Source organism: Nonomuraea sp. NPDC050383, from assembly GCF_044459125.1.
Lineage (GTDB): Bacteria > Actinomycetota > Actinomycetes > Streptosporangiales > Streptosporangiaceae > Nonomuraea.
Genome location: NZ_JBITIP010000022.1, coordinates 30,753 through 54,985, shown reverse-complemented (window position 1 = coordinate 54,985; position 24,233 = coordinate 30,753). Strand labels below are relative to the sequence as shown.

General features: G+C 73.0%; 24 protein-coding genes. 9 read left to right on the top strand and 15 right to left on the bottom strand.

What is annotated here, in order from left to right; translation table 11 throughout:
• Nucleotides 1–7: 7 nt before the first annotated feature.
• From tsaB to ACIBG4_RS36445, 10 genes are all read right to left on the bottom strand, one after another.
• A complete protein-coding gene (gene tsaB, locus ACIBG4_RS36490) occupies nt 8–652 on the bottom strand; it encodes a tRNA (adenosine(37)-N6)-threonylcarbamoyltransferase complex dimerization subunit type 1 TsaB (protein ID WP_310708477.1) in 645 nt (214 codons plus the stop codon).
• A 44-nt stretch (nt 653–696) separates the two neighbouring features.
• Nucleotides 697–1,626 carry a phosphotransferase gene (locus ACIBG4_RS36485; RefSeq protein WP_397206331.1) on the bottom strand — a complete coding sequence of 310 codons (930 nt, stop codon included), beginning with the start codon at nt 1,624–1,626 and terminating at the stop codon, nt 697–699.
• 55 nt (nt 1,627–1,681) lie between these two features.
• The gene (locus ACIBG4_RS36480; protein WP_310708479.1) at nt 1,682–2,215 is read right to left on the bottom strand and encodes a class F sortase; all 534 of its coding nucleotides are present in this window, start codon (nt 2,213–2,215) and stop codon (nt 1,682–1,684) included.
• A gap of 13 nt (nt 2,216–2,228) precedes the next feature.
• Complete coding sequence (locus tag ACIBG4_RS36475; protein WP_355453081.1) at nt 2,229–2,849, bottom strand: hypothetical protein; 621 nt, start codon at nt 2,847–2,849, stop codon at nt 2,229–2,231.
• Between the two features lie 262 nt (nt 2,850–3,111).
• Entirely contained in the window at nt 3,112–3,555 is a 444-nt protein-coding gene (gene tsaE / locus ACIBG4_RS36470) for a tRNA (adenosine(37)-N6)-threonylcarbamoyltransferase complex ATPase subunit type 1 TsaE (protein ID WP_397206328.1), read from the bottom strand.
• 17 nt (nt 3,556–3,572) lie between these two features.
• Nucleotides 3,573–4,631 carry an alpha/beta hydrolase gene (locus ACIBG4_RS36465; protein WP_310708482.1) on the bottom strand — a complete coding sequence of 353 codons (1,059 nt, stop codon included), beginning with the start codon at nt 4,629–4,631 and terminating at the stop codon, nt 3,573–3,575.
• A 16-nt stretch (nt 4,632–4,647) separates the two neighbouring features.
• Nucleotides 4,648–5,781, bottom strand: coding sequence for an alanine racemase (gene alr, locus ACIBG4_RS36460; protein WP_397206442.1), 1,134 nt, complete (start codon nt 5,779–5,781; stop codon nt 4,648–4,650).
• 94 nt (nt 5,782–5,875) lie between these two features.
• Nucleotides 5,876–7,336: an NAD(P)H-hydrate dehydratase gene (locus tag ACIBG4_RS36455; protein WP_397206326.1), complete on the bottom strand. Its 1,461-nt coding sequence runs from the start codon at nt 7,334–7,336 to the stop codon at nt 5,876–5,878.
• Nucleotides 7,337–7,345: 9 nt separating this feature from the next.
• A complete protein-coding gene (locus ACIBG4_RS36450) occupies nt 7,346–7,696 on the bottom strand; it encodes a holo-ACP synthase (RefSeq protein ID WP_310708484.1) in 351 nt (116 codons plus the stop codon).
• A gap of 34 nt (nt 7,697–7,730) precedes the next feature.
• Entirely contained in the window at nt 7,731–9,149 is a 1,419-nt protein-coding gene (locus ACIBG4_RS36445) for an alkaline phosphatase PhoX (protein ID WP_397206323.1), read from the bottom strand.
• A 227-nt stretch (nt 9,150–9,376) separates the two neighbouring features.
• On the opposite strand from ACIBG4_RS36445, the gene coaA reads away from it, so the two are divergent.
• The 6 genes from coaA to ACIBG4_RS36415 are packed head-to-tail and all read left to right on the top strand — an operon-like array spanning nt 9,377 to nt 14,724.
• Nucleotides 9,377–10,279, top strand: a complete 903-nt coding sequence (gene coaA, locus ACIBG4_RS36440; protein WP_397206440.1) for a type I pantothenate kinase — start codon at nt 9,377–9,379, stop codon at nt 10,277–10,279.
• A 47-nt stretch (nt 10,280–10,326) separates the two neighbouring features.
• Nucleotides 10,327–11,283 (top strand): DUF389 domain-containing protein, encoded by a 957-nt coding sequence (locus ACIBG4_RS36435; RefSeq protein WP_397206321.1) that lies wholly within the window; start codon nt 10,327–10,329, stop codon nt 11,281–11,283.
• A gap of 10 nt (nt 11,284–11,293) precedes the next feature.
• On the top strand, nt 11,294–12,199 hold the full coding sequence (locus ACIBG4_RS36430; RefSeq protein WP_310708487.1) for an ABC transporter ATP-binding protein: 906 nt from the start codon (nt 11,294–11,296) through the stop codon (nt 12,197–12,199).
• Nucleotides 12,192–13,046, top strand: coding sequence for an ABC transporter permease (locus tag ACIBG4_RS36425; RefSeq protein WP_397206319.1), 855 nt, complete (start codon nt 12,192–12,194; stop codon nt 13,044–13,046). Before ACIBG4_RS36430 ends, ACIBG4_RS36425 begins: the two co-directional genes overlap by 8 nt.
• Nucleotides 13,043–13,957 (top strand): ABC transporter ATP-binding protein, encoded by a 915-nt coding sequence (locus tag ACIBG4_RS36420; RefSeq protein WP_397206317.1) that lies wholly within the window; start codon nt 13,043–13,045, stop codon nt 13,955–13,957. Before ACIBG4_RS36425 ends, ACIBG4_RS36420 begins: the two co-directional genes overlap by 4 nt.
• 50 nt (nt 13,958–14,007) lie before the next feature.
• A complete protein-coding gene (locus tag ACIBG4_RS36415; RefSeq protein WP_397206315.1) occupies nt 14,008–14,724 on the top strand; it encodes an ABC transporter permease in 717 nt (238 codons plus the stop codon).
• 76 nt (nt 14,725–14,800) lie between these two features.
• Here ACIBG4_RS36415 and glmM read toward each other — a convergent pair whose 3' ends face one another.
• From glmM to rplM, 3 genes are read right to left on the bottom strand one after another with little or no spacing between them, the layout of a single operon-like run.
• A complete protein-coding gene (gene glmM / locus ACIBG4_RS36410) occupies nt 14,801–16,147 on the bottom strand; it encodes a phosphoglucosamine mutase (protein ID WP_397206313.1) in 1,347 nt (448 codons plus the stop codon).
• Nucleotide 16,148: 1 nt separating this feature from the next.
• Entirely contained in the window at nt 16,149–16,670 is a 522-nt protein-coding gene (gene rpsI / locus ACIBG4_RS36405) for a 30S ribosomal protein S9 (RefSeq protein WP_310708492.1), read from the bottom strand.
• A gap of 26 nt (nt 16,671–16,696) precedes the next feature.
• Entirely contained in the window at nt 16,697–17,140 is a 444-nt protein-coding gene (gene rplM / locus ACIBG4_RS36400) for a 50S ribosomal protein L13 (RefSeq protein ID WP_310708493.1), read from the bottom strand.
• A gap of 310 nt (nt 17,141–17,450) precedes the next feature.
• Here rplM and ACIBG4_RS36395 point away from each other — a divergent pair, with 310 nt between their 5' ends.
• The 3 genes from ACIBG4_RS36395 to ACIBG4_RS36385 all read left to right on the top strand — a co-directional run bounded on the left by ACIBG4_RS36395 (nt 17,451) and on the right by ACIBG4_RS36385 (nt 22,463).
• Nucleotides 17,451–18,203, top strand: coding sequence for a CAP domain-containing protein (locus ACIBG4_RS36395; RefSeq protein ID WP_397206311.1), 753 nt, complete (start codon nt 17,451–17,453; stop codon nt 18,201–18,203).
• 24 nt (nt 18,204–18,227) lie between these two features.
• Nucleotides 18,228–19,145, top strand: coding sequence for a hypothetical protein (locus ACIBG4_RS36390; RefSeq protein ID WP_397206309.1), 918 nt, complete (start codon nt 18,228–18,230; stop codon nt 19,143–19,145).
• Between the two features lie 249 nt (nt 19,146–19,394).
• Nucleotides 19,395–22,463, top strand: a complete 3,069-nt coding sequence (locus ACIBG4_RS36385; RefSeq protein ID WP_397206307.1) for a hypothetical protein — start codon at nt 19,395–19,397, stop codon at nt 22,461–22,463.
• 48 nt (nt 22,464–22,511) lie between these two features.
• Here the strand turns inward: ACIBG4_RS36385 and truA are convergent, their stop codons facing one another.
• Both truA and rplQ read right to left on the bottom strand, forming a co-directional pair.
• Nucleotides 22,512–23,411: a tRNA pseudouridine(38-40) synthase TruA gene (gene truA / locus ACIBG4_RS36380; RefSeq protein ID WP_397206305.1), complete on the bottom strand. Its 900-nt coding sequence runs from the start codon at nt 23,409–23,411 to the stop codon at nt 22,512–22,514.
• Between the two features lie 124 nt (nt 23,412–23,535).
• Complete coding sequence (gene rplQ / locus ACIBG4_RS36375; protein WP_310708498.1) at nt 23,536–24,084, bottom strand: 50S ribosomal protein L17; 549 nt, start codon at nt 24,082–24,084, stop codon at nt 23,536–23,538.
• Between the last annotated feature and the right edge of the window lie 149 nt (nt 24,085–24,233).

Genomic DNA, 24,233 nt, shown 5'->3' with positions numbered 1-24,233 from the left:
CGCAGCCTCACGCCGTCACCCTCTTGGGCGCGCCGGGCACCACCGCGTCGGGACGGCGCAGGTAGATCGGGCGGGGCGGGTCGAGCGGGACGCCGGCGGCCAGACGCTCGACGGCGAGGGCGGCCAGCGAGCCCGCGTAGGGGTAGGGCGGGTCGCCCGGCTCGCCGAGCACGTCGGGGTAGAGGGCGGCGCCGGCCCCGACGACCGGCAGGCCGTCCGCGGGCACGTCGGCGGGCCGGTCGACGGCCGGGCCGCTCACCCTGGTGCGCAGGTCGGCGTACCGGGCCCAGAACACCTCCTTGCGCCGCGCGTCGGTGGCGGCGATGAACGGCTCGTCGCGGCCGCTGCCGTAGGCGACGGCGTCGAGCGTGCAGATGCCGTACGCGGGGACGCCCAGCGTCGTGGCGAGCGCCTGGGCGGTCATCAGCCCGACGCGCAGCCCGGTGTACGGGCCGGGGCCGCTGCCGGCGACGACGGCCGTGACGTCGCGCAGCGCGGCGCCCGCCTCGCCGAGCACGATCTGGATGGTGGGCGCGAGCAGCTCACCGTGGCGCCGGGCGTCGATCGTCGTCGACTCGGCGAGAACCCGCTCGCCGTCGTGGAGCGCGGCGGTGACCGCTGGGGTCGCGGTGTCAAAGGCGAGGACCAGCACGACTGAATAGCCTACCCGCCACCCGGCTCACTCCCTGCCGCTCGTCAGGACCAGCCGGTGCGCCGCCTGAGCCAGTCGAGGGCCACCGCGCCCTGGGCGAGCTGGAACGCCCGGAGCGTGGGCAGTCCCGGCGGCGCCGGCTGACGGCCCTGCCGGACGAAGTAGCCGGCGAACGCGGCGATCACCGCGGTGATCGCCGGGTCGGGGTCGGTGACCAGCTCGTGCGGCGGCGGCCCGCCCTGCATGCCGACCGACGGCAGCAGCGCCACCCGGTCGAACCAGGGAGCGCCGACGCACGCCCACGGCCAGTCCACGACGTAGACCCGGTCGCCGGCGAGCAGGATGTTGTCGGCCCGCAGGTCGGCGTGGAGGAGCGTGTCGCCGGCGGCGGCGCGGGCCCAGCCCGACTCCAGCTCCGCCAGGCCGTCGAGGTGGCGCAGCGCCCACGGGTCGAGGCCGGTGGTGTCCTCGCCGAGGAGGCTGCGCCAGCCGCGGAAGGAGTCGCCGAACAGCTCGCCCGCGGACGGGGCGGCGATGGGCGCGGGAGTGAGCGCGGCGGACATCCGGTCGACGGCCGCGAGCACCCGGTCGAGCTCGTCGCGCCGCCACGGCATCGCCGGGTGGCGGCCCTCGATGTCCTCGAAGACCAGCACCACCCACCCCTCGGCCTCGAACGTCGTCAGCAGCCGGGGCGCGGGCACGGACGCGGGCAGGGCGGCGGCGATAGCGGCCTCGGCGCGGTAGATGCCCACGGCCTCGGCGTTCGGCTCGGGGCCGACGGCCTTGACGAACGCGCGGCGCCCGGCCGCGGTGCGCAGCCGCACGGCGGCGGCGGGCGAGAAGCCGGTGTCCTGTGTGACGGCCTCGGCCACGGGACCGCCGAGGAACTCCTCGACGCCGGCGCGGGCGGCCGGGTGCACCCGCTCCCATGGGACGCGGCTGCCGGTGGCCGGCGGATTGGTCTCCACACTCATGTCCCCATCATCCGGGTCCGGGCAACCGATTTTCCCGTGCCGGGGAGGGGACGGCTCAGGCTCGGGAGGCGTAGACGATGATGTTGTCCACGTACTCGCCCTTGGCGTAGTCGAAGGTGCCGCCGCAGGTCACCAGCTTGAGCCCGTCGTCCACGTACACCTTCCTGGCCGGGAACCGGTCCTTGTGGACCTGCTCGACGGCCTCCACCTTGTACGTCGCGACCTTGCCGTCGCTGCGCTCCACCTTGACCAGCTCGCCCTTGCGGACCTTCCTGAGCTTGTAGAACACCGCGGGCGCCGTCTTGGTGTCGACGTGGCCCACGATCACCGAGGCGCCCTTCTCGCCGGGCACCGCGCTGCCGGTGTACCAGCCGGCCACCTTGGGCTTCTCGTACGGCGGCAGCTCCACCTCGCCGCCCTTGGTCAGCCCGAGCTTCATCAGCGGCGCCTCGACGTCGATGGACGGGATGTCGATGCTCTCGGGCACCACCTTGGCGGCCTGCTGGGTGCCGATCTGGGTCTTGCCGAACATGACCAGCAGCAGTCCCGTGGCGGCCCCGGCGAGCACCACGCGTCCCGGACGTGCCATGGCGTCGTCCTCGTCAGGCTCGGTTGCGGCGCTTGAGCGCGATCCCGACGCCGGCGGCCAGGGCGAGGCCGAGCAGCACCCCGGCCGGGGCGAGCGGCAGGCCGGAGCCCTCGTCTACGTCCTTGCCGAACGTGCCGCCGCCGCCCGCGCGGGGGGCGCGGGTGGGTACGTCGCTGGGCAGCGGGTCGGCTCTGACGACGCGCAGGGTGGCGCGGCCCGTGTCGTTGGTGCCGTCGCACTTGACGTCGACCCGGTAGGTGCCGCGCGCGATGGTGCCGGACACCTGGGCCTCGCCCCGCACCCAGGGGCCGGGGCTGGGCGTGGTGGTGGCGCCGGCGGCCGGGGTCGGGGTGGCGGGGTTGAGCGGGACGCCGCTGACGAACGCCCGCGAGGTGGCGGTGCCGGTGTGGGCGGGGCCGCCGGTCGGCACGGGGCAGTTGGCGAGGATCCACACCCGCGACGTCTCTCCGGCGGTCACCCGGTCGGGGTTGAGCTCGACCTTGATGGAGGGGCGGACGGCCGGGGCCGTGGCGGTCGTGGTCGCGGTGCTGGTGGCGGTCGTGGTCGCCGTTGCGGTCGGTGTGGCCGTGGGGCTGGTCTCCGCCTGGGCCGAGCAGCCCAGCGCGCCGATCATCAGGATGGCTCCCGCGGACGCGAATCGCCTGACACCGAGCACCAGCGCACCCCACTTCGCCGTCTTCCACCAAGCATCCACCAAAAAGACGGACGCTGCCCCTCCTGATACCCAGAAATTCTGGGGGAATCCATCGCCAACGATCATGTTTTCCGTGAATTGGCGAGTATGCCAAGGGTGGCAGCATTGCCGGGCGTTGACCCGCGTTTTACTCTTCGGGCCGCTCGAACGGCGTGTCGCGACGGGGTGAGAGAGCGGCCCCTCAGCCGGACCAGCGCGCGCCGACGCCCCGCAGCGTCACGAGGCGGGCGTCGTCGCCGCTCTCACGGTCGATGTGGATCTCCAGGCGGTCCTCGGACAGCCCCTCGACCAGCCCCTCACCCCATTCGACGACGGTGACCGAATCCTCCAGCGAGGCGTCCAGGTCGAGGTCGTCCACCTCCAGGTCGCCGCCGAGGCGGTAGGCGTCGGCGTGGACCAGCGGCGGGCCCTGGCCCAGCGAGGGGTGGACCCTGGCGATGACGAACGTGGGCGAGGTGATCGGCCCCCGCACCTTCAGGCCCTCGGCGATGCCCTGCACCAGCGTCGTCTTGCCGGCGCCCAGCGGGCCCGACAGGACCACCAGGTCGCCGGGGCGCAGCCGGGCCGCGAGCCGGGCTCCGTAGGCGCGCATGTCGTCGGCGGTCGGCAACCGCTCCGCGTTCACCGCGTACTCCCCACTCTCTACAGCTCCACTCTCTTGATCAGGTCGCGCAGCACGTCGTTGACCGCGCCCGGCCGTTCGAGCTGGACCAGGTGGGAGGTGTCGGGCACCTCGGTCAGCTGGGCCTTGGGCAGCGCCGCGGCGATGGCGCGGCTGTGGTCGGGCGGGGTCAGCCAGTCCTTGTCGCCGACGATGATCGCGGTGGGCACGGGGTCGAGGACGTCGAGCGCGGACAGCTTGTCGTGGTTCATCAGCGCCGGGTAGAAGTCGGCGATGACCTCGGTCGGCGTCGCCCTGATCATGGATTCGGCGAAGTCGACCAGGGTGGGGCTGACGTTCTTGGAGTCGCCGAAGCCGACGTAGCGGGTGATGAGGAACGCGATGTCACTGCCGGCGTTGCGGGTGCGGTCGACCAGCGCGCCACGGCGCCCGAGCATGGACACCGCACCGGGCGCCACCTTGTGGACGACCTTGGACACCAGCGCCGGCAGGCCGAGCGTGATCTCGGCCAGCTTGCCCGCCGAGGTGCCGATGAGCGCCACGCCCTTGATCCGGTCGCCGAACAGCTCGGGCCGGCGGTCGGCCAGCGCCATGATCGTCATGCCGCCCATGGAGTGGCCGACCAGCACGCAGGGGCCAGGCACGAACGTGTCGAGCAGCTCGGCCAGGTCGTCGCCGAGCCGGTCGATCGTGGCGTCGCCGGCCTCGGCCCGCTGGGAGCGGCCGTGCGAGCGCTGGTCCCACAGCACGACGCGGTGGCTCTCGCGCAGGTCGCGGCGCTGGTAGTGCCAGGACTCCAGGCTGAGACAGTAACCGTGGCAGAAGACGACCGTCAGGGGCGCGCCACTCCCGTCCTCCGGCCCGTCGATCTCGACGTGCAGCGCCACGCCGTCCGAGGTGGTCAGCGTGCGCTCCCGGCCCCGCAGCTCGCCGAACGGCTCGGCCAGCTCGGCGTCGGGACGCACCCTGATCCGGCCCACCGCGTAGCGCTTGGCCAGTGTCGCCGCAGCGACCCCCGCCGACGCGGCACCGACGATGGCTCCGGCGATGCCGACCCTGCGGCGTGTCGTCGTGGTCATGGCCCCGTGCCCCCTCTCACTCCTGGCTGTCGCGCACGTGGACTCGCGGCACCCGCGCGCCGATCCTCGTCACGATCTCATGCGTGATGGTGCCGAGGTTATCCGCCCACTCCTGAGCGGTGGGCTCGCCCCTACCCCCGGATCCGAAGAGAACGACCTCCTCGCCCTCGGCCAGGGCGTCGTTCCCGAGATCGATCATGAACTGGTCCATGCACACACGCCCGGTCACGGGCCTGCGCCGCCCTCCGGCCAGCACCTCGGCCCGGCCGGTCGCGTGCCGGAGCACGCCGTCGGCGTAGCCGAGCGGGACCAGGCCGAGCCAGGTCTCACGCTCGGTGACGTGCAGGTGCCCGTACGAGACGCCGGAGCCGGCGGGCACCCGCTTGACCAGCGACAGCCGGGCGAGGAGCGTCATCGCCGGCCGCAGGCCGAAGTCGCCCAGCTCGGGGACGGGGCTCAGCCCGTACATCGCGATGCCGGAGCGGACCATGTCGAAGCGGGCCCGGGGCAGCGTCATGACGGCGGCGGAGTTGGAGAGGTGCCTGATGACGTGGGAGCCGCCCGCGCCCGACTGCTCGGCCAGCTTGAGCGCCTCCTCGAACGCGTAGAGCTGCGCGTCGATCGACGGATGGCCGGGGATGTCGGAGCAGGCGAAGTGGGACCAGAGGCCGACGATCTCGACGGCGCCCTCGGCCTGGAGGCGGACCGCCTTGGCCAGCAGCCCGGGCCAGGCGGCGAGCGGCGCGCCGCCCCGGCTCATGCCGGTGTCGGCCTCCAGGTGCATGCGGGCGGTGCGGCCGGTGCGCCGGGCCGCGGCGGCGATCTCGTCCAGGATGGTCTCGTCGGACGCCGACAGCTCGACATCGGCCTCCAGGGCCTCCGCGACGGGCTCGCCGGGGCCGATGATCCACGACAGCACCGGGGCGGTGACGCCGGCCGCGCGGAGCTCCAGCGCCTCCCTGATGTACGCGGTGCCGAGCCTGCTCGCCCCGCCCGCCAGCACCGCCTCGGAGGACGGCACGAGGCCGTGCCCGTAGGCGTCCGCCTTGACGGCCCCCATCAGCTCGGCGCCGCCGGCACGCTCCTTGAGCAGGGCCACGTTGTGCTCGATCGCGGCCAGGTCGACCCGCGCCTGCGCGGGCGTCGCCATCGGGAATCCCATCCCCCCAGTTTGGCAGCTCACCCAGGTGACTGGGCGCGGTTCACCGGCGAACCCCTGCGCGCCCGGGTGCGCCGGGCGCGGTTCAGCGGTGAACCCGCGTCGGGCGGCCGACCTCGCGGATCGCCTCCGGGACCGCCGCCGCCACGCCGGCCGCGTGCAGCGGCGCGCCCGAGGCGGCGATCCTCCCGGCCAGCCCATGCAGGTACGCCCCGCACGAGCCCGCGTCGTAGGTGCCGAGCCCTTGCGCGAGCAGCGCACCGGCCACGCCGGACAGCACGTCGCCGGTGCCGCCCGTGGCCAGCCACGGGGTGCCGGTGCCGTTGACCCGCACCGGCCTGCCCTGCTCGGCGACGACCGTGGTGGACCCCTTGAGCAGCACGGTCGCGCCCAGCTCGGCCGCCGCGCCCCGGGCGTGCGCCAGCCGGTCGGCCTCGATCTCGTCCCGTCCGGCTCCCGTGAGCCGCGACAGCTCGCCGGCGTGCGGGGTGACCAGCACGGGCGCCGTACGGCCGAGCAGCGCGCGCTCGCGGGCGACCACCGTGAGCCCGTCGGCGTCGATCAGCACGGGCACGTCGCTCGCCAGCACCTGCGCCAGCAGCTCCCGCGCCCATTCGCCCGTGCCGAGGCCGGGCCCGATCACCCACGCCTGCACCCGGCCGACGCCGTCGAGCGAGGGCCGGTCCAGCTCGGTGATGACCGCCTCGGGCCAGTGGGCCCGCACCTGCGCGACCGGCTCGCCGGGTCCGGCGTAGCGGACCATGCCCGCGCCGGCCAGCAGCGCGCCGCCCACGGCCAGCACGGCCGCCCCCGTGTACTGGTCGCTGCCGGCGACGACGCCGACCACTCCTCGGCGGTACTTGTCGCTCTCGGCGGCCGGGCGCGGCAGCAGGGCCGCCACGTCGGCGCGGGACAGCCCCGCCACGTCGGGGTCGGGCAGGAAGGGGCCGAGCCCGATGTCGACCAGCTCCACCTCGCCCGCGAGGGCGGCACCCGGGTCCACCAGCAGGCCGGTCTTGCGGGCCCCCATGGTGACGGTCAGCCGGGCCTCGACGGCGGCGCCCTCCACCCGGCCGCTGCTTGCGTCCACCCCGCTGGGCACGTCCACGGCGACCGTCGGCGCCGCCGCCGCGTTGGCCGCCCGGACGAGCTCCCGGTACGGCTCCCGCAGCGCCCCGGACGCCCCGATGCCGAGGAGCCCGTCCACGATGAGATCGGCCCGCCCGACCGCCTCCGCGCCGGCCACCCGGCCACCGGCCAGCAGGAGCGCCTCCAGTCCCGCCTCGTGCGTCCTGCCGCCCGCGAGGACGGCCTCGACCCTGGCGCCGCGCCGGGCCAGCCGGGCCCCGGCGTACAGGGCGTCGCCGCCGTTGTCGCCGCTGCCGACGAGCAGGGCCACGCGGCTGCCGTACACCTTGCCGAGCAGCCCCGCGCACGCGGCGGCGAGCCCGGACGCGGCCCGCTGCATGAGCGTGCCGTCGGGCAGGCGGGCCATCAGCTCCCGCTCGGCGGCTCTGATCTGGTCGGCGGTGAAGGCGGTGCGCATGATCCGAAGCTATCCCTCCGCGATCACGTAGGCCACGGCGACGCCCGCGTCGTGGCTGAGCGACAGGTGCCAGCGCTTGACGCCGAGCTCGTAGGCGACCTCGGCGGCGCGGCCGGTCACGTGCAGCTCGGGCCTGCCGTTGTCGCCACGCCGCACCTCGGCTTCCAGGTGGCCGAGCCCGGACGGCGCGCCGAGCGCCTTGGCCACGGCCTCCTTGGCGGCGAAGCGGGCGGCCAGCGACCGCGCCGGCAGGTCACGCTCGGCCTCGGTGAACAGCCGCGCCCGCAGCCCGGGAGTGCGCTCCAGCGTGGCCTCGAACCGGGCGATGTCGACCACGTCCACCCCGATGCCCAGGATCATCCCTCCAGGCTAACGGCGCCTCCACGCCGCGGGCTCAGAACGCGCCGCGCTGCCATGGCCCCCAGATGGCGAACGACATGCCGTGGGTGGACTGGATGTTGACGTACAGCGTGTGGCCGCCGGGGCCGAACGTGGACCCGGCGAACTCCGCGCCCGGGTCGCCCGCGACGGGCTCCATCCGGCAGAAGTCGAACAGCTCGCCGTGCCGGGTCAGGCCGCGCAGGTAGTTGTCGCCGTCTCCGTCCTCGCACAGCACGAGGGTGCCGCGGGGGCTGGCCGTGACGTTGTCGGGCAGGTCCAGCACCGTGGAGCGCGGCGACTCGTACACGAGCTTCAGCTTGCCGCTCCACGTCTCGTACGCCCACACCTGCCCGCGGCCCTTGCCGAACCCGGAGGGAGCCGTGTCGCCCGAGGCGGTGGCGCCGCCCTGGGTGGAGACGAAGTAGATCGTGCCCTGGTGGTGGATCGCCCCTTCGAGGCGGGAGAAGATCGCGGCGCCCTTGGCCCGGCCCTGCTTGCCGACGGCCTGCACGGCCTCGTCGTTCGGCGGCCTGCCGGTGAAGTCCGGGTCGGGCTCGTCGATGTCGACCCAGGCGATGGGGTACGCGGCTCCGGCGCGCTGGCCCGCGGACAGGTCCTCGCGGGGCGAGCCCTTGACCGCGAGCATCTGGAGCCGCCCGCCGTCGAGGAGGCGCCCGGCCTTGAGCGGGTGCTTGGGCGGCAGGTAGCGGTAGAGGCCGGAGGCGAAGCTGAAGCAGTCCTCGGTCAGGTAGAGCGCTCCGGACTCGGGGTCGAAGGCGGCCGACTCGTGCGCGAACCGCCCCGCCGATCTGATCGGCGCGGCCGTCGCGGAGCCGGTCACGGGCACCTCGAAGATGTAGCCGTGCTTGCGGGTGAGCTTGGAGTTGTCGCCGCCGGTGTGGTCGTCGCCGACGTCGGGCCCGTTGACGGTCTCCTCGCAGCTCACCCACGCCTTCCACGGCATGGGGCCGCCGGAGCAGTTGAGCATGGTGCCGTTGAGCGAGGGGCCGGCCTTGAGCACCTCGCCGTGGCCGGTGACCTGGAGGGTGACGGTGCCGCCGCCCGCCATCCGGTCGTAGGCCTTGTCCTTGTCGCCGAACGCGCCGACGGGGCCGCCGACCTCGTGGTTGCGCACGAGGTACGCGGTGCCGCGCGGTCCGGCGAACGCCGCCATCCCGTCGTGGCGGCCGGGGACGGTGGAGCCGTCGGGGAACTTTCCGCCCGCCTCGTTGAAAGAGCGGTAGCTGAAGCCGTCGGGCAGGTGGAGGCGTACCTGGCCGTCGCGTTGGTCGCGGACGGCGCGCAGCGGGCCGTAGCCCCGCACCCGGGTGACCCCGCCGCGCTCCGACGCGCAGGCGACGCCCGCGAACGGCCCGGCGATGCCGGCGGCGGCCGCCACGGCGGCCCTGGCCAGGAAGCGACGACGGTCCATGAACCCTCCCGGGGACACTGGCTTCCCCGAACAGTAGCCGTCCCGGATCCGCGCCACTCCCGGTTTCGGGGAGATGACGGCAGGGGGACGGTGCAGGGGACGGCGCCTTTCCCCGAACTGAATGTCGAGAACTCCACAGGTTCATCCACAGGCTGTGGATAACCTGCCGACCCGCCGGGACTCGCCCGCGGCCGCGTCGCTACGCTGCCTAGGTGAACAACGGCTACGTGGAACTGAGCAGGGAGCAGTGGAGCGACCTCCGCAAGAACACGCCCTTGACTCTCACCGCAGAAGAGCTGGAAGAGCTGCGCGGCCTCGACGACCCCATCGACCTGGTCGAGGTCACCGACATCTACCTCCCTCTGACCAGGCTGCTGAACCTGCACTACACGGGGTCCAAGCAGCGCAGCAGCGTGCTGAACGCCTTTCTCGGCCATCCCGAGCGGCGTGTGCCGTACATCCTGGGCATCGCGGGCAGCGTCGCGGTCGGCAAGTCGACGACGGCGCGGCTGCTGCACACGCTGCTGGCCCGCTGGCCGGAGCACCCGCACGTGGAGCTGATCACCACCGACAGCTTCCTCTACCCGAACGCGGTGCTGGAGTCCAAGGGCATCATGCACCGCAAGGGCTTCCCGGAGAGCTACGACCGCAGGGCGCTGGTCCGGTTCGTGGCCGAGGTGAAGGCGGGGACGGCCGAGGTGAAGGCGCCGATCTACAGCCACCTGGAGTACGACATCGTCCCCGGTGCCACCCAGAGCGTGAAAAGTCCGGACATCCTGATCATTGAGGGGCTGAACGTGCTCCAGCCGGCCCCGCTCACCTCGCTCGCGGTCAACGACTACTTCGACTTCTCCATCTACGTCGACGCCAAGGTCGAGGACATCCGCACCTGGTACGTCGAACGCTTCCACAAGCTGCGCAGCACCGCCTTCGAGGACCCCAAGTCGTACTTCCGGCACATCGCCGAGCTGTCGCACGACGAGGCCACGAAATTCGCCGTCAACGTCTGGCGCGACATCAACGAGCGCAACCTCGTCGAGAACATCGCCCCCACCCGGGGCCGCGCCGACCTCGTCCTCCACAAGGACGCCCAGCACTCCGTCCGGCGGGTGCGCCTGCGCCGCACCTGACCTCCCGGCTCCGACTTCCCGGCTCCGACTACCGCGAGAATGGCCCGATGCTCCACCTGCGACTGATCAGCCCCTCCTCCCGCACCGCCGAGGTGACGGCGGTGCTGGAGAGGTGCACCGGCGCGACCAACATCATCGTCCTGCCCGACGCCGCCCGGACGCCCAAGGGTGACGTCGTGCTCGCCGACGTGGCGCGCGAGTCGGCCAACGAGGTGATCAGCGACCTCGGCTGGCTGCGCGAGGAGGGGTCGATCGCCGCCGAGAACATCCAGCTCACGATCTCCAGGGTCGCCGACGAGGCGGTGGCGGAGGCGCCGGGCGACCCGGACGACGCGGTCATCTGGGAGGAGCTGGCGCAGCGCGTCCACGCCGAATCCCGCATCACCTGGGCGTACCTCGCCTTCCTGGCGATCGCCACGCAGATCGCCGCCATCGGCGTGCTTCAGAAGTCGATCATCCTGATCGTCGGCGCGATGGTCCTCGGCCCCGAGTTCGGCGCGATCGCGGCCATCTGCTTCGGGCTGCTGCGCGGGCGCTGGCACCTGATCGCCGGCGCCTTCAGGACCCTGGTGGTGGGCTTCGCCATCGCCATCGCCGTGACGGTCGCCTGCGCGCTCGTCTCGCGCGGGCTCGGCTGGATCGATCCGTCGCATCTGCGCGGCAACAGCGAGGTGCAGTTCATCGTCAAGCCGGACCGGTGGTCGTTCATCGTGGCGCTGCTCGCGGGCGTGGCGGGGGTGCTGTCCGTCACGGCGGGCAAGTCGTCGGCGCTCATCGGCGTCTTCATCTCGGTGACCACCGTGCCCGCCGCGGGCTACGCGGCCGTGGCGATCGCGCTCGGCGACTGGCCCGAGGTCGCGGGCTCGGTCTCGCAGCTGTCGGTGAACGTCGCCGGCATGGTGATCGCGGGCACCGCCACCCTCGTGGTGCAGCACAGATTCTGGCCTCAAGTAGGACGCGCGTCCTCCGTACGGCCGATGCGGCGGCAGCAGGGCGGCGGGTAGTGTCCCGATCATGCACATCCTCGACACCGAGGGGCTGACCAAACGCTTCCCGACCGTCACGGCGCTCGACGGGCTGACCGTCACCGCCGGACCCGGCGTCACCGGCCTGGTCGGGGCCAACGGGGCGGGCAAGTCGACGCTGATCAAGATCCTGCTGGGGCTGCTCCCGCCCACGGCCGGCGGCGCCCACGTGCTCGGCCTCGACGTCGCGACGCGGGGGGCCGACATCCGCCGGCTCGTCGGCTACATGCCCGAGCACGAATGCCTGCCGCCCGACGTCTCCGCCACCGAGCTGGTCGTCCACCTCGCCCGGATGTCCGGGCTCCCCCGCACGGCCGCCCGCGAGCGGGCCGCCGACGTGCTGCGCCACGTCGGGCTGGCCGAGGAGCGCTACCGCGCCGTCGGCGGCTACTCCACCGGCATGAAGCAGCGCGTCAAGCTCGCCCAGGCGCTCGTCCACGACCCCAAGCTCATCCTCCTGGACGAGCCGACCAACGGCCTCGACCCGCGCGGACGCGACGAGATGCTCGCCCTGATCCGGCGCATCGGCACCGAGTTCGGCATCAGCGTGCTGGTCACCTCCCACCTGCTGGGCGAGCTGGAGCGGGTGTGCGACCACGTGATCGTCATCGACGCCGGGCGGCTGCTGCGCTCGTCCGCGATCGGCGAGTTCACCCAGGCGACGCGCAGCGTCACGGTCGAGGTCGACGAGGGCACCCAGGCCCTGGCCGACCGGCTGACCGAGCTGGGCCACGGCGTCGCGCCCCACGGCCGGATGCTCCTGGTGGAGGTGTCCGGCCCCGAGACGCTGGACGCGATCCGCGACGCGACCGCCGACCTCGGCCTGTGCCTCATCCGGCTCGAACGCGGCCGGCACCGCATCGAGGACGTCTTCAAGGAGGCCGCCGGTGTCTGAGATCTACGACATCGGATACCGCCACTACGACGGCCCCCGGCTCGGCCGCGGCCACACCACGCTGGCGCTCACCGTCCACAGCCTGCGCGGCGTCTTCGGCCTCGGCCGCCCGGCGCGCGGCAAGATCGTGCCGTTCGCGCTGGCGGCCATCATGGTGCTGCCTGCCGTCGTGTCGATCGCGATGATGGCGCTGCTGCGGCAGCGCGGCATGAGCTACAGCGGCTTCGCGGTCTTCATGCAGGCCGTGCTGGCCATCTTCCTGGCCGCGCAGGCGCCCACGGTCGTGGCCCCCGACCTGCGCTTCCGGGTCCTGCCGCTCTACCTGTCGCGCCCGGTCACGATCACCGAGTACGTGGGCGCCAAGGTCGTCGCGATGACCCTCGCCCTCTACGCGCTGCTCGCGGTGCCGATGACGGTCATGTTCCTGGGCGAGCTGCTCGTGGACCTGCCGGGGGCGCCGCGCACCAAGGAGTACGCGGGCGCCATGGTCACCGGGCTGCTGCTCGCACTGCTGCTGGCGGCCTTCGGCCTGGCGATCGCCTCGCTGACGCCGCGGCGCGGGCTCGGCGTCGCCTCGGTCATCGCCGTCTACCTGCTCGCCTCGGCCTCCGTGCCGATCCTGTACGGCACGCTGTTGTCGGCCGGCAACGACGACGCCGCCCGGTGGGCCTGGCTGATCAACCCGTTCTGGCTGGTGGACGCCGTCCAGGTGTGGCTGTTCGGCACGTCGCCGAACTCGGAGGGCGGCTATCCCGGCGGCCCTGTGTCCTTCGTCATCGTGGTCCTGCTCATCGCCGCCGCGGCGGCGGCCCTCGCGCTCCGCTACCGGAAGGCGGCCTCGCGGTGAACATCGAGCTGGCGCAGGTCTCGCGCTGGTACGGCAACGTCGTCGCGGTCAACGACGTGACCATGACCATCAGGCCCGGCGTCACCGGGCTGCTCGGCCCCAACGGGGCGGGCAAGTCGACGCTGCTGCACATGATGGCGGGGTTCCTCGCCCCGTCGAGCGGCACGGTCACCCTGGACGGCACCCGCGTCTTCAAGAACCACCAGATCTACCGAAATATCGGTCTCGTCCCGGAGCGGGAGGGCGTGTACGGCTTCCTGACCGGCTGGCAGTTCGTGCTGTCGGCCGCCCGCCTCCACGGGCTGCCCGACCCCGTCGAAGCCGCCCGCAAGGCGCTGGCCACGGTCGAGATGGAGGAGCCCAAGGACCGGCGCGTCGAGACGTACTCCAAGGGCATGCGCCAGCGCGTCAAGGTGGCCGCCGCCCTCGTCCACGACCCGCCCGTGCTGCTGCTCGACGAGCCGTTCAACGGCATGGACCCGCGCCAGCGGCTGCACCTCATGGACCTGATCCGCTCGATGGGCGCCGCCGGCAAGACCATCCTGTTCAGCTCCCACATCCTGGAGGAGGTCGAGCGGGTGGCCCAGCACATCGAGGTGCTGGTCGCCGGCCGGCACGCCGCCTCGGGCGACTTCCGCGAGATCCGGCGGCTGATGACGGACCGCCCGCACCTGTTCCGCATCCGCAGCAGCGACGACCGGCGGCTGGCCGCGGCCCTGATGCGCGACGACTCGGCCGGCGGCGTCTCCCTCGGCTCCGACGGGCTGGAGGTGCGGGCCGTGGAGTTCCGCGGCTTCGCCCGCCTCCTGCCCCTGGTCGCCCGCGCCGAGGGCATCCGCCTGCACGAGGTCTCCCCCGCCGACGAGGACCTCGAAAGCGTCTTCTCCTACCTGATCAACCGGAGCACCTGAATGAACCCGCGAGGCATACCAGCGCCCGAGCCGCCGAACGGAGTGAGGCAATGAACACCGTGGTCGCAGGTATCACGTACCGGGCGCTGCTGGGGCGGCGGCGGATCGTGCTGCTTCTGCTGTTGCCCCTGGCGCTCCTGGCCCTGGCCCTGCTGCTGCGCCTGGCCGGCAGCGACGACCAGCGCTCGGCCATGCTGCTGATGCAGAACTTCGCCATCGGCACCATGCTGCCCCTGCTCGGCCTCATCGCCGGCACCGGAGTGATCGCCCCCGAGATCGACGACGGCACGATCATCCACCTGATGTCCAAGCCGATCTCCCGCCCGGCCATCGCCCGGACCAAGTTCCTCGTCGCGGCGTCGCTGCTGGCGCTGTTCGCCTCGGTGCCGACCTACGTCGCGGCCTGGCTGCTCGTGGGCAACGAGGACGGGATCGCGTCCGGGTTCGCCGTGGGCACGCTGGTGGCGGGCATCGCGTACGCGGCGGTCTTCCTGCTGCTCGGCGTGGTGACGCGTCACGCGGTGACGATCGGCGTCGTCTACGCCCTGGTCTGGGAGGGGCTGGTGGGCGGCTTCGTCCCCGGTGCCCGCAAGTTCTCGGTCCAGCAGTGGGGCCAGTCGATCGCCGACCAGATCTCCACCTCGCCGTTCCTCAGGGCCGACGTGACGCTCGGCTTCGCCGTACCGGCTCTGGTGATCGTCACAGTGCTGGCGGTCCTGTGGGCGGGGCAGCGGCTGCGCGTCTTCTCCCTCACCGGAGACGAGTGAGCGGCCTCGACCACGAGAAACACGAGAAAGGGGTACGGCGTATGCCGTACCCCTTTCTGCTGCCTTGCCGTCCGGATCAGGCGCAGACCACCCGGACCACGTCGGCGAGACGCTCGGCCACCTTGGTGGCCTGATCCTCCGAGGAGGCCTCGACCATCACGCGGATCATCGGCTCGGTGCCGCTCGGCCGGATCAGGACCCGGCCGGTGTCACCCAGCTCGGCCTCCGCGTCGGCGACCGCCGACACGAGCTCGGCCTCCTTGGCCTTGGCCTTGTCGACGTCCTTGACGTTGATGAGCACCTGCGGCATCGGCGTCATGATCGAGGCCAGCTCGCGAAGCGGCTTGCCCGAGGACGCCACCACCGCCAGCAGATGCAACGACGTCAGCAGCCCGTCACCCGTGGTGGCGTGGTCCAGCATGATCACATGGCCGGACTGCTCGCCGCCGAAGTTGTAGCCGTCGGTCTTCATGCGTTCCAGCACGTAACGGTCGCCCACCGCGGTCTCCACCACGGTGATGCCCGCCTCGCGCATGGCCAGCTTGAACCCCAGGTTGGACATCACGGTCGCGACCACGGTGTCCTTGGCCAGCGTCCCCTCGGCACGCATGGCGGCCGCGAGGATCGCCATGATCTGGTCGCCGTCGACGACCGCGCCGGTGTGGTCCACCGCGAGGCAGCGGTCGGCGTCGCCGTCGTAGGCGATGCCGACGTCGGCGCCGCGCGAGATCACCACCTGCTGGAGCTTGTCCAGATGGGTGGAGCCGTGGCCGTCGTTGATGTTGAGACCGTCAGGGCGCGCCCCGATCGCCTCCACCTGGGCGCCGGCCCGCAGCAGCGCCTCCGGCGCCACCATGTGCGCGGCCCCGTGGGCGCAGTCCACGACGACGCGCAGGCCGTCGAGCCCGCCCCGCATCGTGGCCAGCACATGGGTGATGTACCGGTCGGCCTCACCGTAGGCGTCACGCACCCGGCCGACGGCCGAGCCGACGGGGAAGCTCCAGTCCTCGCCGAGCCGCCGCTCGATCTCGTCCTCGACCGAGTCGGACAGCTTGAAGCCGCCCCGGGCCAGGAACTTGATGCCGTTGTCCGGCGCGGGGTTGTGCGAGGCCGACAGCATGACGCCGAGATCGGCGCCGAGTGCCGCGGTGAGGTGGGCGACGGCCGGGGTGGGCAGCACGCCGAGGCGCAGCACATCCACTCCGGACGACGCCAGGCCGGCGACCACAGCGGCCTCGAGGAACTCCCCCGAGGCACGCGGGTCCCGGCCCACGACCGCTATCGGACGACGTCCGGTAGCGGCGAACGCGCCCGCATCGCCGAGGACATGAGCCGCCGCGACCGAAAGGTCCATGGCGAGCTCCGCCGTGAGGTCGCGCCCCGCGACCCCACGGACCCCGTCGGTGCCGAAAAGGCGCGCCAACTCAGCGCTTGCTGTACTGCGGAGCCTTGCGGGCCTTCTTGAGGCCGTACTTCTTCCGCTCCGTGGCGCGGGCGTCACGGGTGAGGAAGCCGGCCTTCTTCAGCGGGGGCCGGTTGACCTCGACGTCCAGGATCGACAGCGCGCGGGACAGGCCCATGCGCAGGGCGCCGGCCTGGCCGGTCACGCCACCGCCGTCGATGCGCGCGATGACGTCGAACGCGTCCTCGGCGCCGAGCACCACGAAGGGCTCGTTGACGATCTGCTGGTGGACCTTGTTGGGGAAGTAGACGTCCAGGGAACGCCCGTTGATCGTCCACTTGCCGGTGCCGGGGACGATGCGCACGCGGGCGATCGCCTCCTTGCGGCGGCCGGTGCCGTACGAGTTGCCCGTGGTGACGGGCTTGCGCACGGGGGCGTCAGCGCTGGCAGCGGACTCGGTGGTGTACTCGGAAGGGAACTCCTCGCTGGAGAAGTCTTCCACCTCGGCCTCGACGGCCGTCTCGACACCGGTGGGCTCAGCCACGGTTCTCCTCTAACTCTTTTGAAGTGCTACTGGGCGATCTGGGTGATCTCGAACGGCACCGGCTGCTGGGCCTGGTGCGGGTGCTCGGACCCCGCGTAGACCTTCAGCTTCTTGGCCATCTGCCGGCCGAGGGAGTTCTTCGGCAGCATGCCCCTGACGGCCTTCTCGACCGCCTTGTCCGGCCGCTTGTCCATGAGCTCGCCATAGCTGACGGAACGCAGACCGCCCGGGTAGCCCGAGTGGCGGTAAGCCTTCTTCTGCTCACGCTTGTTGCCGGTGAGCGCGATCTTGTCGGCGTTGATGACGATGACGAAGTCACCGGTGTCGACGTGGTTGGCAAAGATCGGCTTGTGCTTGCCGCGGAGCAGGATCGCGACGTGGCTGGCCAGCCGGCCCAGCACGACATCGGTCGCGTCGATGACGTACCACTGACGCTGGACGTCGGCGGGCTTCGGTGAGTACGTGCGCACGGTCGTAGCCTTCTTTATGCTCGCGTCTTCGGCGCGCTGCCGGATGCGACAGCGCTGGGTTCGGTCGGTGCGGGCACACGACGGCCCGGACCTTCCGTCTCCACATAGATGGGAGATGACGCCGGACGCGCCGCGCATCGGTCACGCTGGACCTATGCACACAACGAACGATTAGGCTACCCGCCCCAGGGGGCGCAGGTCAAAAGACCGGTAACCTCGCACGATTCTACCCGACCACAGAACGGTTCTATTTCGGTTCCCGGCAATCCCTTCTTTACCATGAGCCGACATCTCTATCGTTGGTGGCCGTATGTGGCAGAGCTCTCACACCCGGCACACCCAGCGGAGCGCACGGCGCCGGAGTCACCTGGGCGTGCTGGTCTGCCTCATGGCCGCGCTGTTCTTCACGGGAGTGCTGCTGGGCCGGATGAGCGACGGCGCCGAGCCGACCGGCCACATCTACCTCAGCGAGACCGCCCCGCCCCTCACCCCCAAGGCGACGCCGACGCCCAAGCCGGCGCGGCCTCGCGCCGACCGGATCGCGCGGGCGACCACGACGGCCACCGCGCTCCCCCGCGGGCGCAGCCGGGTCCAGCCCACCAGGACGCCGACCGGTGACCTCATCCCCGGCTACACCGCCGGTGACCCGACGCGCGTCCTCGGCGAGGAGGTCCTGCAGCTCTCGCCGGCCATGGCGGCCAAGGTCGTCAGCCTCACGAACTCCGCCCGCCTCAAGCGCGGCTGCGGCCCGCTGCGCGTCGACGCCAGGCTGACCCGCTCGGCCCGCGCCCACTCGATGGAGATGGCGAAGTACGGCCGCCTCGTCCACGAGTCGCCCGACGGCGGGTCCCCGTGGGACCGCATGGAGCGGACCGGATACCGGGCCGGCGCCGCCGAGAACATCGGCCGCGGCTACGCCTCCCCGGAGGAGGCCGTGCAGGGCTGGCTCGACAGCCGTGACCACCGCCAGAACATCCTCAACTGCCGCATCCGCGCCATCGGCGTCGGCGTGGTGTCCGGCGCCGGCGGCCCGTGGTGGACCCAGGACTTCGGATATTCCTGACAGCCTCGCGGTAATCTCGCCCGCATGGGTTTCCCCGACGACAGCGAGAGCAGCACCCAGCGCATCGCCAGCCGCTTCCGCAGGAAGCGTGACGACGCCCCCGAGACCGGGGCCTCCCCCGCCCCCGAGCCCAGCGCCTTCGCCCGTCCGCCGTACCAGGATCGCCCGCAGAAGGCGCCGGTCGCCGAGGAGGCCCGCCCCGAGCGGCGCGAGACGTGGAGCCCGTACGCCGAGGGCAAGAAGTCGCGCGGCCCGCTGTGGTTCACGCTCGGCGGCCTCGCGGTGCTGGCCGTGCTCGTGGTCGGTCTGACCATGATGTGGAAGGCCGGGAGCTCCGATTCCGCCGCCACCGCCCCGCGCCGCACCTCCGCCCCGCTGCCGTCCGCGCCCCCCGGCAAGTACGGGTACGCGGCCCAGCGGGCCACCGACCCGGATCCGCTCACGGTCAAGGAGCTGTTCCCGAGCAAGAAGTTCGCCGTGTCCGGACGCTCGTACGAGATGACCATCACCAGCAAGCTCAAGAAGTGCGGTGACGGCGCGCTCGGCAGCAAGCTGCAGAAGGCGCTGACGGCCGGCAAGTGCACCCAGCTCATCCGCGCCAGCTTCCGCGACAAGGCCGGCAAGGTCATCGGCACGGTCGGCGTGGCCAACCTCAAGACCGGCAAGAACGCCACCAAGGTCGCCTCCGCCGGCAGCGACACCAACTACGTCAAGCCGCTGCCCGGCAAGGACGCGGTCACCAAGCTCGTCGGCTCCGGCAGCGGCGGCGCCCAGGTGTGGACGCACGGCCACTACGCGGTCATGATCTGGTTCCAGAACAAGGACGGCAGCAAACCCGACAAGAAGAGCCAGAAGGCGATCATGCGGACTGCCGACGAGATCGCCAAGGCGACCGTCTTCAAGGCACTCGACACGCGCTCGCTGACCGGCCACCCCGCCTAAAACGCTCCTTTCACCCAACAAGGTCACAAAGCACTCACCTGATGCCGCCGGGAACGCCCATACCGCCATGACGATCTTCCGACTCTCGCTAGGCTCGCCCTTATGCGTGGCCAGGAACCTGGGTCTGAGCACGATCGTGGAGACGCCGACGGCGCGGCGGCACCGGCGACGCCACCGCCGAGCTTCGGCCGGCCCGCTGAGCGACATGCCCCGCCGCCGTCCGCTCCGTCCTCTGCCGAGCCGTCCGACGTGACGGGGCGCGAGCGTCCCCCGTACACCTGGGGCCCGCCGCCCGTGCCCCCGTCCACGCCGGCACCACCGCCCGAGCAGGACATGCCGCCGTACGGCACGTCGCCCCAGGACATGCCGCCGTACGGCACGTCACCCCACGGCACGTCGTCGTACGGCATGTCGTACGGCAGCGGCGAGCACGCGGCCGCACCGGGCCAGGGCGGCAGCGGCCTCCCGGCGGACGCGCAGCCGTGGGAGGTGCCGGGGCGAGACGCCGCGCCGTACGACTGGTACGCGGACGCCCCGTACACCCACGCGACCATCTCCCACCTGCCGCAGGGGGACACCGGGTCCGCGCAGGGGAACGCCGGGCCCCCGCAAGGGCCCACCGGATCTCCGCAAGGACACACCGGGTCCACGCAGGGGCCCGCACCGGCCGACGCCGCCACGCCGTGGGCCTCGCCAGAGCCGGACTCGTGGGCGACCGACCCGTCCGCCCCTTGGCCCCCTCCCGAGCCGGGCCCCTGGCACGTGCCCGCCGCCCAAGCCGCCGCCGAGCCCCCGGGACAGGCTTTCCCGCCGGCGCCACCGACCGGCTCGCCCGAGCAGCCCCCGCCGTGGGCCGCCGGCCCGGTGGTGCCCGGCGCGCCGCCCTGGGAGCCGCCGCCCGCCTTCACGGCCGCAGCCGCGGGCATGCAGGTGTGGCCCGCACCCGTCGTCGACCCGCCAGCCATGCCCCCGTGGCCCGCCGCCACGGGCGAGCCCGTCCCCGGCCTGGACAGCGACGCGGCCCTCACCACGGACCACCTGGCCCCGGACGCCAGGACGCACGCCGACCCCAACACCACGGCGCCCCACGCGTTCCCGTCCCCTTCGGCGGCCCCGTACGGACCCGCCCACCACACCGCAGGTCCTCACCAGGCACCGGGACCCGAGACCGCGCACACCCCGCCTCCGCACGGCTTCGACCCCAACGCCACACTGCCTGACGTGCTCGACGCCGACTCGACCGCCTCTCATCCCATCGAGACGGGCCGCCCACCCCGCGCCGCCGCGCAGCCGCCCGCCTCGGGTGCGGGCCGGTCCGCACCCGACGCGAACGACACCCTCCCCGCCGGGGCGCAGTGGTCCGGCTCCGGAGACACCGTTCCGCACCTGCCCCGCCCGGCCACGGCCCCCGGCACGTCACCCCACGCCCAGCAGCATGCCCCGACCGGTCCCCAGCCCGCCGCACCCAGCGGCTCCCCTGAGCACCCGCACGGCGCACGCCCCCCTGAGCCCAGCGACGTCCCGGTCTGGCCGCCCGCCGAGGCCCCCCCCCACGCCCAGGGGCCCACCGCCCCACAGCCGACCACCCCCGCCGACACCGGCACACCTCACCAGGACGCTCCCCACCCGGGCACACCCCACCAGGGCACGCCTCAAGCGAGCACATCCCGGGAAGGTGCTCCCCAGACCGGTGTGTCCCAGGGAGACACCGCCCACGTGGGCGCGCCGCAGACGGGCACGTCCCAGGGAGGCACGCCCCAGGGGGGCACGCCCGACCCGACCGCCGCGGCACCAGGCACCTCTCACCCGGCCGCCGCGCCACCAGGCACCTCTCGCCCGGCCGCCACCTCACCGGGCGCACCACAGCAGGAAGCGACCGCACCACACCAGAGCGCCGCTTCCGCCGTCCCGGGCCAGCCCACCGCCGCTCATCCCCCGAACGGCCGGCCCGCGACCGGCCCCTCGAACCCGGGCCAGCCCACGGCCCCCCACCCCGCCCCCGGTCAGCCCATGGCCGGTCCGCCGAACCCGGGTCAGCCCACGGCCCCCCACCCCGCCGGCCACAGCGCCCCTGGCCAGGCCCCGCCCGGTCACCCCGTGCCCGGCCAGACCGCTCCGCCCCACGCCGCCCCGGGACAGAACCCTCCCGGACAGAACGTGCCCGGACAGAACGGGCCAGGCCCCGTCGGGCCCGGACAGAACGGGCCAGGCCCCGTCGGGCCCGGACAGAACGGGCCAGGTCCGGTCGGGCCCGGACAGAACGGGCCAGGTCCGGTCGGGCCCGGGCAGAACGGGCCAGGTCCGGTCGGTGCCAACGGCCCCCAGGCCGGGCGTCAGTCCGGTGCCTGGCCGCCCCCTCCCCAGACCGAGGAGCAGCGTCAGGAGGAGCAACTTCCCGAGCTGCCCTTCAGCCGCGAGATCTGGGGCAAACCGAGCACCCCGCCGCCCCGCTCCCCCCTCTCGCCCGCCGCGTTCGACCTGCCCACCCCGCCCCCGGGCGGCGTCGGCGGTCACCCGCTGGGCGCGTTCAAGCAGCCACCGGCCGCCCCCACCCCGCCGGCCGCCCAGCCGAACAAGGCCAGGCGGGCCGTCCTGGCCGTTCTCGGCGTGGTCGTCCTCGGAGGCGTGGCCACCGGCGGCTTCTTCGCCTACAAGTCGCTGAGCGCGCCCCCGCCCACGGCGGCCACCCGGCAGCCGACGGCGCCCACCACCGCCCCCGCGCCGTCCGCGTCCGCGCCCTCGGCCGTGTCCCCCACCGCCGGCGCGCCGTCGAGCGCCCCGGCGGCGGCCGTGCTCGACTCCGAGGAGACGGACAAGCGCAAGCTGTCGTTGACCGAGGCGTTCCCGGAGAAGAAGGTGGACGCGGCCGGCGCCGCGTTCTCACGGGTCGTGACCGACATGGAGGGCGACTGCCGCAAGGCCGCCGCGGGGCCGTTCGCCGAGGCGCTGCACGACCAGAAGTGCAGCAGGGTGCTGCGGGCGACGTACGTGGACGGCAAGCGCCGCTACGCGGTGACCAGCGGCATCGCGGTGCTCCCCACCAAGGACGCCGCCATGCGGGCCGACCAGGCCAAGAACCTCGCCCGCAACCTCTGGTTCCGCGCCCTTCCCGGTCCCGCCGGCTCGGGCGGGGAGCGCGTCGACATCGCGGGCGGGTACGCGGCCGGCCTGGTCTGGGGTCGGTACATCGTGTTCAGTTACGCCACCTACGCCGACGGTCACACCCCGGCGGCGAAGGACCGGACGCTGGGCAAGGTCAGCGACGCCTTCCGCGACGAGATGTCGCTCGTCCTGGAGCGCCGCATCTCCAACGACTGACCCGGCGGACGCACCCCGGCAACACGCACGCCAAGGACGTGGCAGAGGTCAGAGGGAGCGGACGCGTCGCGTCGCGGCGGCGCGTACCGCCAGCTCTTCCGCCGGCGGGTAGCGGACCTCCTCCAGGCACAGGCCGTGCGCGGGCGCGACGTGCACCCCGCTGTCCCGTACGGCGCCCCCCAGCACATGGGCCGGCCACGGGATCGGCCGCCGGCCGTCACCCACGGCCAGCAGCGCCCCCACCAACGCCCGCACCATCGAGTGGCAGAACGCGTCGGCCACCACGGTCGCCACCAGCAGCCCGTCGTCCTGACGCACCCACTGCAGCCGTTGCAGCTCGCGGATCGTGGTGGCGCCCTCGCGCTTCTTGCAGAACGCCGCGAAGTCGTGCTCGCCCAGCAGCCGCTCGGCGGCGGTGTTCATGCCGTCGAGGTCGAGCGGGCGGTTGTGCCACACGACCTCCCTGCGCCGCAACGGGTCGCCCCCTCCGGGCGCGTCGCTCACCCGGTACGCGTACCGGCGGGACAGCGCGGAGAACCGGGCGTCAAAGCCCTCAGGAGCCACCGAGACGCGATGAACCCGTACATCCTGCGCCAGTACCCCCGCCAGCCGTCGCACGAGCGTAGCGAGCCGCTCATCGACGTCCAGCGGCAACTCCTCCGTGGCCGCGCCGGCGGAGGGCTGCTCCTCCGGTGCGGCGGACGCGCGGCGGTTGCGGTCGAGCTCGGACAGCGATCCCACCGCGACGTCGACGTGCGCCACCTGGTGCCGGGCGTGGACGCCCGCGTCCGTCCGCCCCGCCACCGTGAGCGCGGGCGGCTCCTCCAGCCGCAGGATCCGGCCGAGCGCCTGCTCGATCTCGCCCTGCACGGTACGCCGGCCCGGCTGGCGGGCCCAGCCGGAGAAGTCGGTGCCGTCGTACCCGAGGTCGAGGCGGAGCCGTACCACGAGCTACCTCCCAGAGCCGTGCACCAGCACGGCAGATGCCAGCACAACGAAACCACCACAGAACGCGAAACGGGCCCGGCACCCCGTGAGGGGGCCGGGCCCGCGACGCCTGGGACCTGAAAGATCAGGCCTCGTCCTTCTTCGCCTCGGCCGAGGCGTCGGCCTCGTCAGCCTGAGCGGCGGGCGCCTCGTCGGCGGCCGCTGCCTCAGCGGCCGGAGCCTCGGTCGCCTCAGCCGGAGCCTCGTTCTCCTCGGCCTGGGCCGGCGCCGCGGCGGCGGCCGGAGCGGCGGCGCGGGAGACGCGAACCGGGTTCAGCGGCTCGGTCACCAGCTCGATGACGGCCATCGGAGCGTTGTCACCCTTGCGCGGACCCACCTTGGTGATGCGGGTGTAGCCGCCCGGACGCTCGGCGAACGTGGTCGCGAGGTCCGTGAACAGGTGGTGGACGACGCCCTTGTCCTTGACGACCGCGAGGACCTGGCGACGGTTGTGGATGTCGCCCTTCTTCGCCTTGGTGATCAGGCGCTCCGCCACCGGGCGAAGGCGCTTGGCCTTGGCGACCGTGGTGCGGATCTTGCCGTGGCGGAACAGGTCCGTGGCCAGGTTGGCCAGGATCAGCTTCTCGTGCGCCGGGCTGCCGCCAAGACGTGCACCCTTGGTGGGCTTGGGCATGGGGATCTCCTTGTGAGTTAACCCGCCCCGGCCGTGCCAGGTACCGGAGTCGGGCCGGTCGCAGTCGTTCGATGCGATCCGTTATCGTCGCCCGCGCCAGGCGGCTGGGCCGCCCGGCGCGAGAGTTCGCGAGGAAGAGCCCTCGCGAT